This window comes from Arenibacter algicola (genome assembly GCF_018860365.1).
Lineage (GTDB): Bacteria > Bacteroidota > Bacteroidia > Flavobacteriales > Flavobacteriaceae > Arenibacter > Arenibacter algicola_B.
Window position 1 is genome coordinate 321305 of sequence record NZ_JAHKPO010000024.1, and the last position, 15878, is coordinate 337182.

Below are 15878 nucleotides of genomic sequence, written 5' to 3' on the forward strand. Positions count from 1 at the left end.
ATCTATGGATGTCATTATAGTTTTATTAAGGGGATTCTATTCCACCGTAACCGACTTGGCCAAGTTACGGGGCTGATCTACATTGCAGCCTCTCATTACCGCAATATGATACGATAATAACTGAAGTGGAATAGTAGTCAATAATGGAGTTAAGCTTTCCAAGGTTTCCGGAATTTCTATGACATGGTCCGCCAAATCCTTAACCTGCACGTCACCTTCCGTAACCACAGCGATAATTTTACCTTTACGGGATTTTATCTCCTGTATATTACTTACCACTTTTTCATAATGCCCTTTGTTCGTTGCAATTACCACCACGGGCATATGTTCATCTATCAGGGCAATTGGCCCGTGCTTCATTTCTGCCGCAGGATAGCCCTCGGCATGTATGTAACTTATTTCCTTTAATTTCAAAGCACCTTCCAAAGCTACCGGAAAATTGTACCCCCTACCCAAATAAAGGCAGTTGGTAGAATCCTTATAGACATTGGCTATTATTTCCACCAGTGGATTTGAAAGCAAGGCCTTTTCCACCTTGGCGGGAATATTTTCCAATTCAGTTAAATGCTCATGGAAACGTGTTTTGTTGAAGATCCCTTTTTCCTTGGCCAATTTTAAGGCCAATAATGTCAACACCGTTATTTGTGTAGTAAATGCCTTGGTCGAAGCTACTCCAATTTCGGGACCGGCATGGGTATAGGCACCTGCATCTGTCTCCCTAGCTATGGAAGACCCAACAACATTACACACACCAAACACAAAAGCTCCCTTTTCCCTGGCCAATTTAATGGCTGCCAGCGTATCTGCCGTTTCCCCGGATTGCGAAATGGCAATAAGCACATCCTTATCCGTTATAACCGGGTTTCTATATCTGAACTCCGAAGCGTATTCCACCTCTACAGGAATCCTGGCCAAATCTTCAAAAATATATTCTGCCACCAATCCCGCATGCCAGGAGGTACCACATGCCACTATTATAATACGATTGGCATTCAAAAACTTTTCCAGGTTATCATCTACGCCCGCCATTTTAATAATCCCCTCTTTAGCCCTAAGTCGGCCACGATAGGTATCCAAAATAGCTCTTGGCTGTTCGTAGATCTCCTTTAGCATAAAGTGGTCAAACCCACCCTTTTCAATTTCCTCAAGATTAAGTGCTAATTCTTGGATAGAAGGGTAGGCAATGGCATCGTTCTTTATTTTTCTCAATTTAATTTCCTTCCCCAATCTAATGACCGCCATTTCCTCATCTTCCAAATAAATGGCATTGTTGGTAAATTCTATAAAAGGGGATGCATCGGACGCTATGAAAAATTCGTTCTCCCCTACACCTATCGCCAAAGGACTACCTAATTTGGCTACTACTATTTCATCTGGTTTTTGCTTGTCAAAAACTGCAATGGCATATGCCCCAACCACTTCATTCAAAGCAATTTGCACAGCTTTCCCAAGCTTAACCCCTTCCTTGCGCTTAACTTCTTCTATAAGGTTTACCAATACTTCCGTATCGGTTTCTGAAGAAAAAGTATAGCCCCTTTTGGTTAATTCCTTCTTTATAGCATCATAATTCTCTATAATCCCATTATGGATAATTACCAAATCTCCAGAATTGGAATAATGTGGGTGCGAATTAACATCATTGGGGACACCATGTGTAGCCCATCTTGTATGTCCAATTCCCAATTTACCCTCAAGGGAAATGGTACTTTTTGCCTTATTTTTTAAATCCTCTACCTTGCCCTTGGTCTTGGATAAATTTATATCGTTGCCATCGTATAAGGCTATACCTGCACTGTCATATCCCCTATACTCTAAACGCTGAAGTCCTTTTATAATAATGGGATAAGCATCCCTATGCCCAATATATCCTACGATTCCACACATATTTCAAAGTTTAATGGTTAGTAATTAACAAAAGGTTTTACATAACAAATTTAACTTCTTGTTAGGTAAAACCTTTTATCTTTTAGTTAATTAACGTAAAAATACTATAAGTGGTATTTTTCTGGCTTTTAATTTGCTTTGGTGTAGAAAATTTCGAGTTTTAATTTTTTCCCCTCCTGCCCATTGGGTAAATTATCACTGCCGTAAAGGACAGTCCCAAAAGGATTTATAGAAGACATCACAGGTACTTCCCCCTCCGTACTATTGGCCAACATGGCCTTTCCGGTGGTTGCAATCCGTATGTCCGAAGTCAAGGTTAAATTCAGGGTAGTATTGGTAGAATCCCTTACTATTAGGTCGTTAATATAATTTGTAATTTTAATTTTATAACTCTGCCCTTTACCGCTTACCTTATTTAGACCTCCATCATAGTTGGTAAAATTACCAGCGTTGTAATCCTCTTCAGATTCCAGAAATTCATTGTAGACAGGTCTATTGGTGTTGTCCTTGAACAAATACAATTTTGAGGGCTCAATAACATTACCGGCCGCGTCCAAAGTATTTCGATCTACATAAAACACCAAATTAGCTTCATTTATGATCCAATTCTTGGCTTTGATCTGGTTGATGATCTCATCCCCATTTATTTCGTCGAAAAGTTTAATTTGGGCAAAACTTCCTGCCCCACCTTTTAAGTAGACCTTAGATGCGTTTTCCCCATTGTCCAATCTATTCGCGATATCAGCTGGATAGGCCTCATTGATAAAAGTATTTACGGCATTCCCAATTACCGCACCTGTACTAGTATCGCGCCTAATGAAATTTAGCACAAATTCCTTCTCACTTTCAATAACGGTGTCATCCACAGAACTGGTTACACTATCATATGTATATTTTATGGTAATATTCCCCCGTGTTATATCCAACAACACTAACACATCATCCGGAATGGATAAATGGACACCTCTGAAAAATTCAGCAAAATTGGCCTGACTCAACAACTCTGAAGAACCTTCCTTATTTATAATATTTTGTTGAAAAAATGCTGTATTTAAGGGCACTCTTATTCCGGGAGCAATCCTAGTTGGCGCTTCCTCCGATTCATCCACATCCTCTGTTTCGGGATCGTCTTCCTTAAAGATCAATTCTTCCACATTGCTCACCTCTACGGCGCCATCGAACAATAAATCCGATACAAAGGTCGGTGAAAACTGTTGGGATGAATAATACTGCTGTGCCTCCTGAAAATTGGTATTGGGATCCAAATCCCTTAAGAAATAAGTAGATCGTTCCACCTTAAAATTAAAGGATTCCGGAATATTTCCGTTGGCATCAAAAATACTATCCAGGTCATACTTTATCGGGAATCTATTTACTGCAGTATCGTCGTCCAAATTATCATTTATGCCGTCGCCGTCCGTATCCGGGTTTAATGGGTCGGTCCCAAGCGATTTTTCCTGGATATCCGTCAAAGTGTCCCCATCGCTATCGCTATTGGCATCCTCGGGGTCTGCATCATAAGCATCGGCCACACCATCAAGGTCAAGGTCTCCCTTTGGGTTTGTCAGAAAAGGTATGAAAAGAATAACCTCTTCCACCGTCTCATTTTCTTTTATGGTAAGGGTACTGGAATCTGTATCGGCAGTTTCTTCCACTGACGCAGAATAATTTCCAAAACTGGGATTGGCAAAGGACAACTGGACCTGAGTAGTTATACTAGCCTCAGTTTTTCCATATATTGGGTCTGTATAATTCCCGATTTGATATGCCGGTAGTTTATTGGTCCTTACCGCCTCTATCTTTTTATTGTAGGCAAAAACATCGTAAACCGCCTTGCCGGCCGTAAATGGTTCGCCACCTACTACACCACTACCTATGGTAGTCAAATCCTCCTCACAGGACCCCAAGACCACAACAAGCAATATACCTACCACAGTAGGTAATTTTAATCTGTTCAGTAAATTCATTTAGATTATTTTAAAACTTTGGTGTTATAAAAATTCACGTAAGCTTCCTCAAACTCCTGTAAAGGAACAAATGGCAAAACAGGTTTTTCGAGCTTGGATATGTAGTCTTCCAAGTCGGCCGGAATATCTTCTGCCGCTAAAATAACAGCATCGGCATAATCCACAGCAACTTTTAACAAATTATTATAATTGGGCTCCTCAAGCGCTTTTATACTTTCTTCAGGAACTCCGTCGAAGGCAATCTTTTTAATGAGGTCTTTATCCAATGTACCATCAAAACCTTGCCCATAAACGGACATGATAATCTTGCTTTCAGAAAATAAAGGCTCGTCGGCATAGAACTTTTTAAGATAGAGTGGCAACAAAGATGCCAACCATCCGTGAACATGTATAATATCTGGGGACCAATTCAATTTCTTGACCGTCTCTACCACACCTTTGGCAAAGAAAATAGCTCTTTCGTCATTATCGGGAAATAATTTCCCATCCTCATCGGTAAATGTTGCCTTCCTTTTAAAGTATTCATCATTATCAATGAAATATACCTGAATACGCTCTCTAGGAATAGAGGCCACTTTTATGATCAATGGCATATCCATATCGTTGATCACCAAATTCATCCCGGATAATCTAATTACCTCGTGCAATTGATGCCTACGTTCATTGATATTCCCAAACCTTGGCATAAAAATCCTTATTTGGCCACCATTACTATTGACCATTCTTGGGGTTTCGTAAGACATTAAGGAAACTTCGTTCTCTGGTAGATAGGGTACTAATTCTGAAGATACAAACAATATCTTTTTGCCATTCATAAAAGCAATATTTTATTAATAGAGTAAGAGAAAGTGCAAAATTACAAAAATTATGCAGATTAGCAGTAATTATAGTAAGTTTGCTCTCTTTTAAGTAAAACGAATGCAGCTAATTAACACTAAAAAGGAACTAAAGTCTTATCTAGACTCCCATAAAAAAACCAAAACAATTGGTTTGGTCCCAACCATGGGGGCATTGCATATGGGACATATAGCCTTGGTTAAAAAGTCGGTTGAAGAAAATGACCTTACCCTGGTAAGCATTTTTGTAAACCCCACACAATTCAATAACAAGGAAGATCTGGACAAGTACCCAAGCACTTTGGAAGCCGATTTAACCCTTTTAAAAGCAGTTTCCGATGGGATAGTGGTTTTTGCACCTTCTGCCTCCGAAATATATTCTGGTGAAATTATCTCCAAAACATACGATTTTGAGGGATTGGAAAATGTTATGGAAGGTGAATTTAGAAAAGGACATTTTGACGGTGTAGGAACAATTGTTGAAAAGCTATTGCGCTTAATCTCTCCAACCAGGGCATACTTTGGGGAAAAGGATTTTCAACAACTGCAAATCATTAAAAAACTGGTGAAAATAGTCCATTTGCCAATAGAAATCATAGGTTGCCCAATTGTTAGGGAAGCCAACGGACTGGCTATGAGTTCCAGAAACGAACGATTGGACACAGAATTAAGACAAGAGGCTGGTTTTATTTACAAAACCCTAAAAGCTGCCAAACTTAAATTTGGCACGAAAAGTGCTAATTTTACAATGGATTGGGTAAAAAAGCAATTTAACGCCCACCAAAAACTAAACTTGGAATATGTTAAAATTGCAGATGTAGACCAATTGAAACCGGTTAAAAGAAAAAACAAAAAGGTAAAATATAGAGCCTTTATCGCCGTTTATGCGGGAGATGTTAGGCTTATAGATAACATTGCCCTTTAAAGTTGAAATCCAATTACATAATGCCGACCATAATTAAATTGGAAATCCAATTGGCATAAATGATTAACTTTGTCCCATGCAAATAGAAGTAGTGAAATCTAAAATACACCGCGTAAAAGTGACGGGTGCTGACCTTAACTATATAGGCAGTATTACCATTGATGAAGATTTGATGGATGCGGCCAATATTATTAGAGGTGAAAAAGTACAAATTGTCAATAACGACAATGGGGAAAGGCTGGAGACCTATGCTATTCCCGGAACTAGGGGCAGTGGCGAGGTAACCTTAAATGGCGCTGCTGCCAGAAAGGTAGCCGTTGGCGATGTTTTAATTCTAATAACCTATGCTACCATGGATATTGAGCTGGCCAAGAAATTCAATCCATCCTTGGTTTTCCCCAATGAGGAAACCAATCTGTTGACCTAGTTTTGAAATCTTCCATTAAGAATACCTTAAAAACAATTCTCCCCATACTGCTGGGTGTTTTTTTGGTTTGGTATTCTTATTATTCCACTTCCGAAGAGGATAGATCGGAAATAATACATTACATAAAAAATGCAGACCTTTTTTGGGTCGGGGTATCCGTTTTTTTAGGAATCCTCACACACCTTTCCAGAGCTGTAAGATGGAATTATTTGTTGCAGCCATTAGGCTATAAGCCGAAACTATTCAACAATATATTGATCATATTAACGGCCTATTTTACGAATTTGGGAATACCTAGGTCCGGAGAAATATTAAGGGCTACAGCCTTGGCCACCTACGAGCATGTTCCCTTCCAAAAAGGCTTTGGAACCATAGTTACCGAAAGGGTCATCGACCTGGTTATGCTATTCCTGATTGTGGCCATAGCACTCTTCCTTCAAACCGAAATTATATGGGACTTCCTTCAACAAAAAGGTTTTAATCTTGTATTGCTATTGGTACTACTTGGTTCTGGGATATTGGCCCTATCCATTGGTATGTATATACTAAAAAAATCAAAATCAAAATTGGCCCTGAAACTAAAAACATTTTTGAGAGGCCTTTTGGAGGGCATCCTCAGTATTTTTAGAATGAAGAACAAATGGGGTTTTGTTTTTCACACCTTATTTATTTGGCTAGCCTATATAGCCATGTTTTGGGTAATAAAATATACGGTTCTGGAAACCGTGGACCTAAGCGTAAGTCAGTTACTGGTAGCCTTTGTGGCAGGAGCCTTTGCCATGTCCGCTACCAATGGTGGCATAGGCATTTATCCCATTGCCGTTAGTAGCGCCTTGGCAATTTTCGGCATTAGCAAGGTTTCAGGCGATGCCTTCGGATGGATTATGTGGATTTCACAAACTTTAATGATAGTAGTATTTGGCGCAATATCTTTTCTGATTTTACCGTTATGGAACAGAAACAAATAGTCTTCTATTGCCCAAATACTGTTCTATGCAACGTTTTTTTACTTTATTGGCCTTGTTTGTCTACTTTGGCAGCAATGCACAGGTAACCCAAGAAATATTCGAATCCTTCAAATTACAGGAGCGCAGGGATGTACAATACTACTTCCCCGAAACCTATACCGCAGAAAAAAAATATCCTATCATTGTTGTTCTAGATGGAGAATATCTATTTGATCAAGTGGTGGCCAACGCAAAATTTTACAGTAATTTCCACGGTATGCCGGAAGCTATTGTAGTTGGCGTAAATCAATCTAAAAACAACCTAAGGAATCAGGATTGTGCCTTTGAGCCCGATAGTGGTCTGCCCAACGAAAAAGGCAAACTGTTCTTCGAGTTTTTGGGAATGGAACTTATCCCTTATTTGGAAACCAAATTCAGTACAGCTCCCTTTAAAATGTTCGTAGGATATGATATCACTGCCAATTTTGGAAATTTTTACCTCTTTAAGGACGATTCCCTTTTCAATGCCTATATAAGCATTTCACCATACTTGGCCCCAGAAATGGAAACAAGGGTGCCTTCGAGGTTATCGGTGATGAAAAAGAAAATATTCTACCAATTGATCTTGGAGGGCGAAAAAAGTGAAAATAGCAATAGGGTCTTGGCATTGGATCAAAACTTAAAAGGGATGAAAAGTGATAATTTGCACTATTTCTTTGATAAATACGAGAATGCAGACCATATTTCAGTAGCCACCTACGGCATTGGGAAAGCCTTCGACAATATCTTTGGGATGTTCAAACCCATAAGTCCAAAGGAGTACAAAGAAAAGATTTTAACCCAGGTTGGACCTGTATTTGATTATCTGGCAGACAAACAGGCTTCCATAGAAAATCTATTTGGCTTTAGAAAAACAACCAGTCTAAACGACATTATGGCCATATATGCCGCCTCTAGAAAAAAGGAAGATTTTGAATCCCTGAAGCCCTTGTCAGATCTTTGTAAAAAAGAGTATCCCAATACTATGTTGGGCTTTTATTTTGAAGCCGAATATTACGAGCAATTGGGCGAACCTAAAAAGGCCCTAAGGACTTTTGAAAAGGCTTTTGGCATGGAAGAAATTGATTTTCTCACCAAAGAAATGGCCTTGGAAAAAATTGATGCCCTCAAAGCTGATTTTGGATACTAAACCAGCTTTTACATAAATGCTCAGGCGAAATTAAAAATCCTAAAGTCCGGAAGTTTGTAAATCTGCCATTGGTGTTACCTGCATAGTCATTTATCCATCATGTTGGGAAATACTTATTGCCCTTACCCCATTACCTTAACTGCACTTGGCATCATTTTAGCCTAAGTGTACAAAACCCTACATCCTTTTCAAACTTCTTATTACCTTAGCGCAAACCATAATTTAAATAATGGCCAAAACAAAAACTGCTTTTTTTTGTCAGAACTGTGGAACGCAATATGCCAAGTGGGTAGGACAATGTGGAGCTTGCAAGCAATGGAACACCGTTGTGGAAGAGGTAATTCAGAAAGAGGAAAAAGTATCTTGGAAAAGTTCTTCCCAGCCCTCCAAAAAAATTGCAAAACCATTAAGGGTCAATGAAATTAGCACCGACAGGGAAACAAGACTCAACACTTTCGATCTGGAGTTCAATAGGGTCCTAGGTGGTGGATTGGTCCCTGGCTCCCTAACCCTCTTGGGCGGGGAGCCCGGAGTTGGAAAAAGTACTTTATTACTACAAATAGCCCTTAAACTCCCTTACAAAACTTTATATGTTTCCGGGGAAGAGAGTCAAAAACAAATTAAAATGCGTGCAGATCGCATTCACCCCAATAGTGAAACTTGTTTTATCCTTACCGAGACCAAAACCCAGAACATTTTTCAACAGATCGAAGCCACTGAGCCCGATATTGTGGTGATAGATTCCATACAAACCCTTCATACGGATTATATTGAGTCTACGGCAGGCAGTATTTCCCAGATACGGGAATGCACGGCGGAACTCATAAAATTTGCCAAGGAAACCAACACTCCAGTTATCCTCATTGGGCATATCACCAAAGATGGCACTATCGCCGGACCCAAAATATTGGAGCACATGGTAGATACCGTTTTGCAATTTGAGGGCGATAGAAATTACGTGTACCGCATCCTAAGATCCCTAAAGAACCGTTTTGGATCTACCTCCGAATTAGGAATATATGAAATGCAGGGAAGCGGTCTAAGGGAAGTTAACAATCCGTCCGAAATTCTAATTTCCAAGAACGACGAAGGTTTAAGCGGAACATCAATTGCTTCTACCGTAGAAGGTATGCGCCCTCTGATGATAGAAATACAGGCCTTGGTAAGCACAGCAGTATATGGCACGCCACAGCGTTCCACCACAGGTTACAACGCAAAGCGATTGAACATGCTTTTGGCGGTACTGGAAAAAAGGGCCGGATTTAAATTGGCGGCAAAGGATGTTTTTCTAAACATTACTGGAGGTATATCTGTGGACGACCCCGCCATTGACCTTGCCGTTATTGCGGCCATCCTCTCCAGTAACGAGGACATTCCCATAGAAAAAGGGGTGTGTTTTGCTGCCGAGGTAGGTCTTGCTGGTGAAATAAGGCCGGTACAACGTATAGATCAACGTATTTTGGAAGCAGAAAAATTGGGTTTCAGCACAATCTATGTTTCCAAAAACAATAAGATAACCTTAAAAAACACCCAAATCCGAATACAATTGGCCTCCAAGATCGAAGATGTAGCCAATAGTCTATTCTCCTAGTGCCCGCTTAAGTATTCGCTATTTTTTAGAATTGAACATCCTTGCCAAAACCATCATTAGAACCACGACCACAACAATTAAACCCAGTTGCCAAAAACCTACTTTTAAAAAATATATCGCTATCATATCCTCAAGGAGCTGGATTAGGAATTTCATTGTGTATCGCCTCAATACCCTTTAGTACCTCCTCGCTTAATTGCACCTCTATACTCCCTATATTTTCCTTAAGCTGATCCATAGTAGTGGCGCCAATTATATTGGAGGTTAAAAATGGTCTCGAATTTACAAAGGCAAGTGCCATTTGTGCTAATGACAAGCCGTTAGCCCGGGCCAAATCATAATATTTTTGGGTTGCCTTAATAGCCGTTTCACTACTGTACCTATTGTAATTTGGAAAAAGGGAAATCCTGGAATTCTCCGGTTTTCTTTCTCCCAAATACTTGCCGCTCAAAGTACCAAAGCCCAAAGGGGAATAAGCCAATAAGCCTAAATTTTCCCGATGTGAAATTTCTGCCAAACCAACTTCAAAAAGACGGTTTAAAAGGCTATATGGATTCTGTATGGTAATCATTCTTGGTAAACTGGCATGTACCTTGCTTTCCTCCAAGTACCTCATAGCTCCCCATGGAGTTTCGTTGGAAATACCTACGTGTCTAATTTTTCCTTCTCTTACAAGGTCTCTTAAAGCTTCCAATATCTGATGGATATTGTCCTCCCAATGGTCATTGATACTATGCTTATACCCTCTTTTTCCAAAATAATTTGTTGTCCGATCCGGCCAATGCAACTGATAAAGATCCAAATAGTCCGTTTGCAAGCGCGAAAGGCTTCCCTCAACGGCCTGTTTAATGGTGTCCCGGTTTATTCCTGTGGTTCTGATGAACTTGGTCATTTCGGCTTTTCCTGCAATCTTGGATGCCAAAATTACCTTATCGCGGTTCTTTTTCTTTTTAAACCAATTGCCAATAATTCTTTCGGTGTCAGCATATCGCTCCTTTGTGGCTGGAATGGGATACAATTCTGCGGTATCAAAAAAATTAATTCCCTGTTCCAAGGCATAATCCATCTGCTCGTGGCCCTCCTCTTGCGTATTTTGTCGGCCCCAGGTCATGGTGCCCAGACATATTTTACTTACTTCAATTTCGGTGTGGGGGAGATTGGTATACTTCATTCAGGTGCTTTTTGAGTGTAAAAAAAATAATTAATATCTACTAAAACAAATAAATGTCCCAACTCTCGTTATATCACTCAACTTGCGTCAACAATAAAACCTGTGGAAATGAAGATATACCAGTAGAAGCCACCACCTTGGCCATTTCATTAATATTAAACATAAAGGACCCCAGCATTACATCTGGCCTACTATCCCCATTAAAATCGGCCACTTCCATAGTCAACCATCTACCATATACTGCGTCCGGATGAAAAGATGCAGTGAATTTCAAATTTCCGTTGTTCAATAAATAGACGAAGCTTTCCCTAGGGTCTTTAAGATCTGCATAAAATGATACGCCCACTATGTCCAAATCCCCATCATTATCAAAATCCCTGGCCACGGCCTTACTACATCCGAACATGGGATAAAAGAATGTTTCTTTAAAATTATTATGTCCGTCGTTCAGGTATATCCTAAGTCCTTGGTATGGTTTATCCACGTTGGAATAATCCCAATTGTCTCCATTGGTAAGCAAAATATCTTGAAATCCGTCATTATTAAAATCGACCAATTCGAAATAACTAACGCCATGTACCGGGGAAAATTCCAAAACCTTCGCTTGTTCAAACTCCCCATGTCCCTTATTGTAATAAATTGAAATTTGCTCATAGGCCTGTGCCATCAAGGCAATAATATCTGGTTTTTGATCCCCATTTAGATCTTTGATCGCTACCATTCGGGCCCCTGGTAAATTACTTAATACATGTTCCTTAGAGGGTTCAAAATCATCAAACCATGATAATTTGCCACCGTAATTTCCAAAGCTGCAAACCACTGCATCCTCTTTATCATCTCCGTTTAGATCGCCCGAAGCAAAATAAACCGGCCTTCGCAATTTTGAAATGGCTATGTTAGGGCTTTGACTATTCTCCCTTGTTTTTAAATTGGCCAGCCTACCCAACTCCTGATCGGATGGCCTAAATTGCCCTATGGTCAAGAGCAAGGGGTCCGAATTTTCGTTGAACTCAATATGCGAGGCAGGACTATTCAATATCCAACTATTGCTGATTTCACCCGTGTTTTTAAGGGCGTAAAGATTATTGTTGTCGCCTATATAAAGCTCTGACGTTGCCTCATTGAAGTTCAGCAATGACACTTTTGGAAGCTTGTTGTCTCCTATCGTTATAAATTGTGATTTAAAAGGGGCCTTTTCTTTGGTACGACTAACGGTTACTTGTTGCGACTCCAGTTTAATTGGGGCATTTTGAACATAATATTCTACAATCCTGTCCCAATCCTCCTTTAAAATCAATGGAGCATCAGGATAGATATTTAGATTCCTTACAATACTTTCATCTATAGGGTCAAGGTCTTCAAAAGGATCGGCTCCATTTGTCCTAATGCCCAAGCGCATACCCATATTGGGCAGAACACTCTTCTGCCAAGTATTTTTATCCAATAATCCTGGCTCGGGAAAAGTATGGCACATTTGACAATACCTTTCTGCCAATTCCTTACCCGATGACTTTAATTTGGATTTTTGTTTCTGTGGCGGGAATATACTTTCACCCTGAAAAAAGATTGCTAAACAAAAAGATGACAGGCATAGAGCATAAATCAATCGAGAAACACTTACCATTTTCATGCCCGCTCTTATTAGTTAAATTAGCCTTATTCAATTACCGATCAAAGTTCCAAAATGGATAATGACATCTAAAATTAAAAATTACAATTTAATTCAACTAAGACCTTGCCCCAATATACTTTATTTAGGCAATCACTTCACATTTCAATGGATATAAAAATTATGTTCCAAGCCTATGTCTCTAATCCAACTCTACAAGAATGGGACAATGGTCACTATGAACGGCTTGCGACAAAATAACGGAACGCTTCAAACGACTCACCAGCGGCCTGCTGACCAAACCATAATCCAATCTCCATCCCTTATTATTGGCTCGGGAGTTTGCCCTATAGCTCCACCACGTATAATTATCGGGCTCCTTGTTAAAATGTCTAAAGCTATCTACAAAACCACTATCCATAAAATTGCCGATCCACTCCCTTTCCACAGGTAAAAAACCGGAAACATTTTTGTTTCTAACAGGGTCATGAATATCTATAGCCTCATGACATATATTATAATCCCCGCAAATAATAAGATTCGGATTTTCCTTTTTTAAATCATCTATATAGTCTTGGAAATCGGCCATATACTGCAGTTTATGATCCAATCGGGCTATATTGGTTCCAGAGGGCAAATAAAGGCTCATGACAGAGACTCCATTAAAATCGGCCCTAAGATTTCGCCCCTCAAAATCCATATAGTCTATTCCCGTTCCGTACTCCACATGGTCCGGTTGTGTTTTGGCAAGGATGGCCACTCCACTATATCCTTTCTTTTGGGCACTGTACCAGTAATGATAGTGATAACCCAAGGCTTCAAATACTGCCAGATCCAATTGATCCCGGTTGGCCTTGATTTCTTGCAAACACACCACATCCGGATTTACTGTTTTTAACCAATCCAAAAATCCCTTTTTCACAGCAGCCCTGATTCCATTTACGTTATAAGAAACAATTTTCATTTAAATATATTTATGCCGCACTCACCCCTTTTAAATATAATGAAGTTATATGTGCTTTAGTTTACTTCTATGTCCACTTTACCAAAATCTGGCCAAAAATAGCCAATGTTTTTTGTAACCGAAAAGGCAGCGTAAAATAGTTAATATTTATACTTGCTTTAAAGTACCCAAGCCATGGAAACTTTGAATTTCAGTAGAAAAAAATCAGATAATAATCCTTAAGTTTGAGACTTAAATTAAATGCATGAAATCCTCCTTTCACTTTCTATTGGCCTTATCTTCCCTATTTGTATCCTATGCCCAAGAACCCATCCAGAGAGACAGCATCACTGAATTGGACGAAGTAATCCTTTTGGATTCCCTTCAATCGGCCCCAGATAATGGCATTATAGCTACTAAAATTATAGGCACCAAGGTATTTCAGAACTACAGTCCCGTAGATATGGTTTCGGCAATCAATCAGATATCCGGAGTTTATATATTGTCCGGGGCTTTGAACACTAACAGAATCACCATTAGGGGGGTAGGTGCAAGAACCTTGTACGGGACGGATAAACTGCGTCTTTACTATAACGATATCCCAATAACCAACGGTTCGGGTTTCTCTACCATTGAATCCTTCGATTTGGAAAATCTGAGTTCGGTGGAGGTAATCAAGGGTCCAAAAGCAACTAATTATGGTGCCAATTTGGGAGGGGCAATTTTGCTGAATTCCAAACAGCCCACCAACGAGTCTACCTATTTCAGAAATAACTTTACTATAGGCTCCTACAGTCTAGTTAAGAACAACCTACAATTTAGTCTAAAGGAAAATAAGGTTGCGCTAAACTTTCACTATGGCTTTTTGGAGACCGATGGCTATAGGGAAAACAACAGATTTGAACGCGAAGGGGTACTCTTGGATTTGAATTACCAAATAACTCCCAAAACCAATATTGGCCTTCTATTTAACCATGTTGATTATAACGCCCAAATACCTAGCTCTTTAGGAGAGACCGATTTTAAGGAAAACCCCACCAAGGCCGCATTTACATGGAAATCTGCCAAAGGATACGAGGATAACAAATATAGCCTTGCCGGCCTTACCTTAAATCATGCCTTTTCAGAGAAAATAAACAACACCACCAGTATTTTCTATTCCTATCTGGATCACTATGAACCCAGACCTTTTGGAATTTTGGAGGAATACACCAACGGCTATGGTTTCCGGACAAAGTTCGCTGGTGCATGGGCTACCGATGGCCCTAAAATTGGCTACAATTTTGGTGCTGAATTATACAAGGATGAATACCAATGGAGCGAATTTGAAAATCTATATCAAGATAATAATGGACAAGGAAGTGTACAGGGCGATCAATTTGCCGATAACAAAGAGTTTAGGCGACAGTTCAATGCTTTTGGCAATCTACTTATTCCATTGGGGAAGGCCTTTTCTTCCCAAATTGGGCTAGGTGTAAACAAAACCTATTACGATTTCAGGGATGAATTCAATCAAGGGGCAGATAATAAGAGCGCAGAAAGGGATTTTGACGCCATAGTGCTGCCCAGCCTAAACCTCAACTATAATTTTTCAGCCACAAAATCAATCTATGCCAATATAAGTAAAGGCTTTTCCAATCCTACGGTGGAGGAAACCCTTACTCCGGACGGGGTAATTAATCCTGATATTGCCCAAGAAACAGGCGTGAACTATGAAATTGGCACTAGTCTGCTTATGTTGGATAGAAAATTAAACATAAACCTTGCCTTATACAGAATGGATATTAAAAATCTACTGGTAGCCCAAAGGGTAGGTGAAGATCAATATATTGGGAAGAATGCAGGCAAGACACAGCACCAAGGTTTGGAATTGGATGCCGAATATAAAATTGACATTTCCTCAAAGCTTAGGGTAACCCCTTTTATTAGCTATACATTTAACGATCACAGTTTTGTAACCTTTGTTGATGGGGACAACAATTATTCCGGAAATCCATTGACAGGGGTTCCCAAACACAGATTGAATTCTGGCCTACAAGCCCAACTTAACAATAAATTTTATTGGTATTCCACCCATCAATATGTAGGAGAAATACCTTTAACGGACGCTAATGAACTCTACAGTGATGCCTTTAATGTGGTGAAGAGTAAAGTGGGGTATAAAAACCAATTGGGTAAAAAGCTATCGATGGACATATCCTTTGGTATCAACAATATCTTCGATGTCAACTATGCCCAATCCGTACTTATAAATACCACTGGTTTTGGCGGCGCCGAACCTAGGTACTACTATCCCGGTAATGATAGAAATTTCTATAGCAGTTTACGTTTAGGATATTCACTATAAGGGAAACAAAAAAAGGTCCAATAACTTAAGTTATTGGACCTT

The 15878-nt window shown here is 39.6% G+C and carries 12 protein-coding genes; 6 read left to right on the forward strand and 6 right to left on the reverse strand.

All coding sequences use genetic code 11. The features are described from left to right. Nucleotides 1-36: 36 nt before the first annotated feature. From glmS to KO529_RS19990, 3 genes are all read right to left on the reverse strand, one after another. Nucleotides 37-1884, reverse strand: coding sequence for a glutamine--fructose-6-phosphate transaminase (isomerizing) (glmS, locus tag KO529_RS19980; protein ID WP_215949617.1), 1848 nt, complete (start codon nucleotides 1882-1884; stop codon nucleotides 37-39). Nucleotides 1885-2012: 128 nt separating this feature from the next. After that, on the reverse strand, nucleotides 2013-3851 hold the full coding sequence (locus KO529_RS19985; protein WP_215949618.1) for a DUF4270 domain-containing protein: 1839 nt from the start codon (nucleotides 3849-3851) through the stop codon (nucleotides 2013-2015). Nucleotides 3852-3856: 5 nt separating this feature from the next. Next, entirely contained in the window at nucleotides 3857-4666 is an 810-nt protein-coding gene (locus tag KO529_RS19990; protein ID WP_215949619.1) for a glycogen/starch synthase, read from the reverse strand. Between the two features lie 103 nt (nucleotides 4667-4769). Here KO529_RS19990 and panC point away from each other — a divergent pair, with 103 nt between their 5' ends. The 5 genes from panC to radA all read left to right on the forward strand — a co-directional run bounded on the left by panC (nucleotide 4770) and on the right by radA (nucleotide 9766). Beyond that, nucleotides 4770-5612 carry a pantoate--beta-alanine ligase gene (gene panC / locus KO529_RS19995; protein ID WP_215949620.1) on the forward strand — a complete coding sequence of 281 codons (843 nt, stop codon included), beginning with the start codon at nucleotides 4770-4772 and terminating at the stop codon, nucleotides 5610-5612. 76 nt (nucleotides 5613-5688) lie between these two features. Then, entirely contained in the window at nucleotides 5689-6039 is a 351-nt protein-coding gene (gene panD, locus KO529_RS20000) for an aspartate 1-decarboxylase (protein WP_093977447.1), read from the forward strand. 2 nt (nucleotides 6040-6041) lie between these two features. After that, nucleotides 6042-7007, forward strand: a complete 966-nt coding sequence (locus tag KO529_RS20005; protein ID WP_215949621.1) for a lysylphosphatidylglycerol synthase transmembrane domain-containing protein — start codon at nucleotides 6042-6044, stop codon at nucleotides 7005-7007. A gap of 25 nt (nucleotides 7008-7032) precedes the next feature. Beyond that, nucleotides 7033-8175 (forward strand): alpha/beta hydrolase, encoded by a 1143-nt coding sequence (locus tag KO529_RS20010; RefSeq protein WP_215949622.1) that lies wholly within the window; start codon nucleotides 7033-7035, stop codon nucleotides 8173-8175. Between the two features lie 229 nt (nucleotides 8176-8404). Then, nucleotides 8405-9766: a DNA repair protein RadA gene (gene radA, locus KO529_RS20015; RefSeq protein WP_215949623.1), complete on the forward strand. Its 1362-nt coding sequence runs from the start codon at nucleotides 8405-8407 to the stop codon at nucleotides 9764-9766. A 130-nt stretch (nucleotides 9767-9896) separates the two neighbouring features. Here radA and KO529_RS20020 read toward each other — a convergent pair whose 3' ends face one another. The 3 genes from KO529_RS20020 to KO529_RS20030 all read right to left on the reverse strand — a co-directional run bounded on the left by KO529_RS20020 (nucleotide 9897) and on the right by KO529_RS20030 (nucleotide 13510). Beyond that, nucleotides 9897-10937 carry an NADP(H)-dependent aldo-keto reductase gene (locus tag KO529_RS20020; RefSeq protein WP_215949624.1) on the reverse strand — a complete coding sequence of 347 codons (1041 nt, stop codon included), beginning with the start codon at nucleotides 10935-10937 and terminating at the stop codon, nucleotides 9897-9899. 73 nt (nucleotides 10938-11010) lie between these two features. Then, complete coding sequence (locus KO529_RS20025) at nucleotides 11011-12567, reverse strand: FG-GAP repeat domain-containing protein (RefSeq protein ID WP_252734482.1); 1557 nt, start codon at nucleotides 12565-12567, stop codon at nucleotides 11011-11013. A gap of 181 nt (nucleotides 12568-12748) precedes the next feature. Beyond that, on the reverse strand, nucleotides 12749-13510 hold the full coding sequence (locus tag KO529_RS20030) for an exodeoxyribonuclease III (RefSeq protein ID WP_215949625.1): 762 nt from the start codon (nucleotides 13508-13510) through the stop codon (nucleotides 12749-12751). A 244-nt stretch (nucleotides 13511-13754) separates the two neighbouring features. On the opposite strand from KO529_RS20030, the gene KO529_RS20035 reads away from it, so the two are divergent. Continuing rightward, entirely contained in the window at nucleotides 13755-15836 is a 2082-nt protein-coding gene (locus KO529_RS20035; RefSeq protein WP_215949626.1) for a TonB-dependent receptor family protein, read from the forward strand. The last annotated feature ends 42 nt before the right edge of the window (nucleotides 15837-15878 follow it).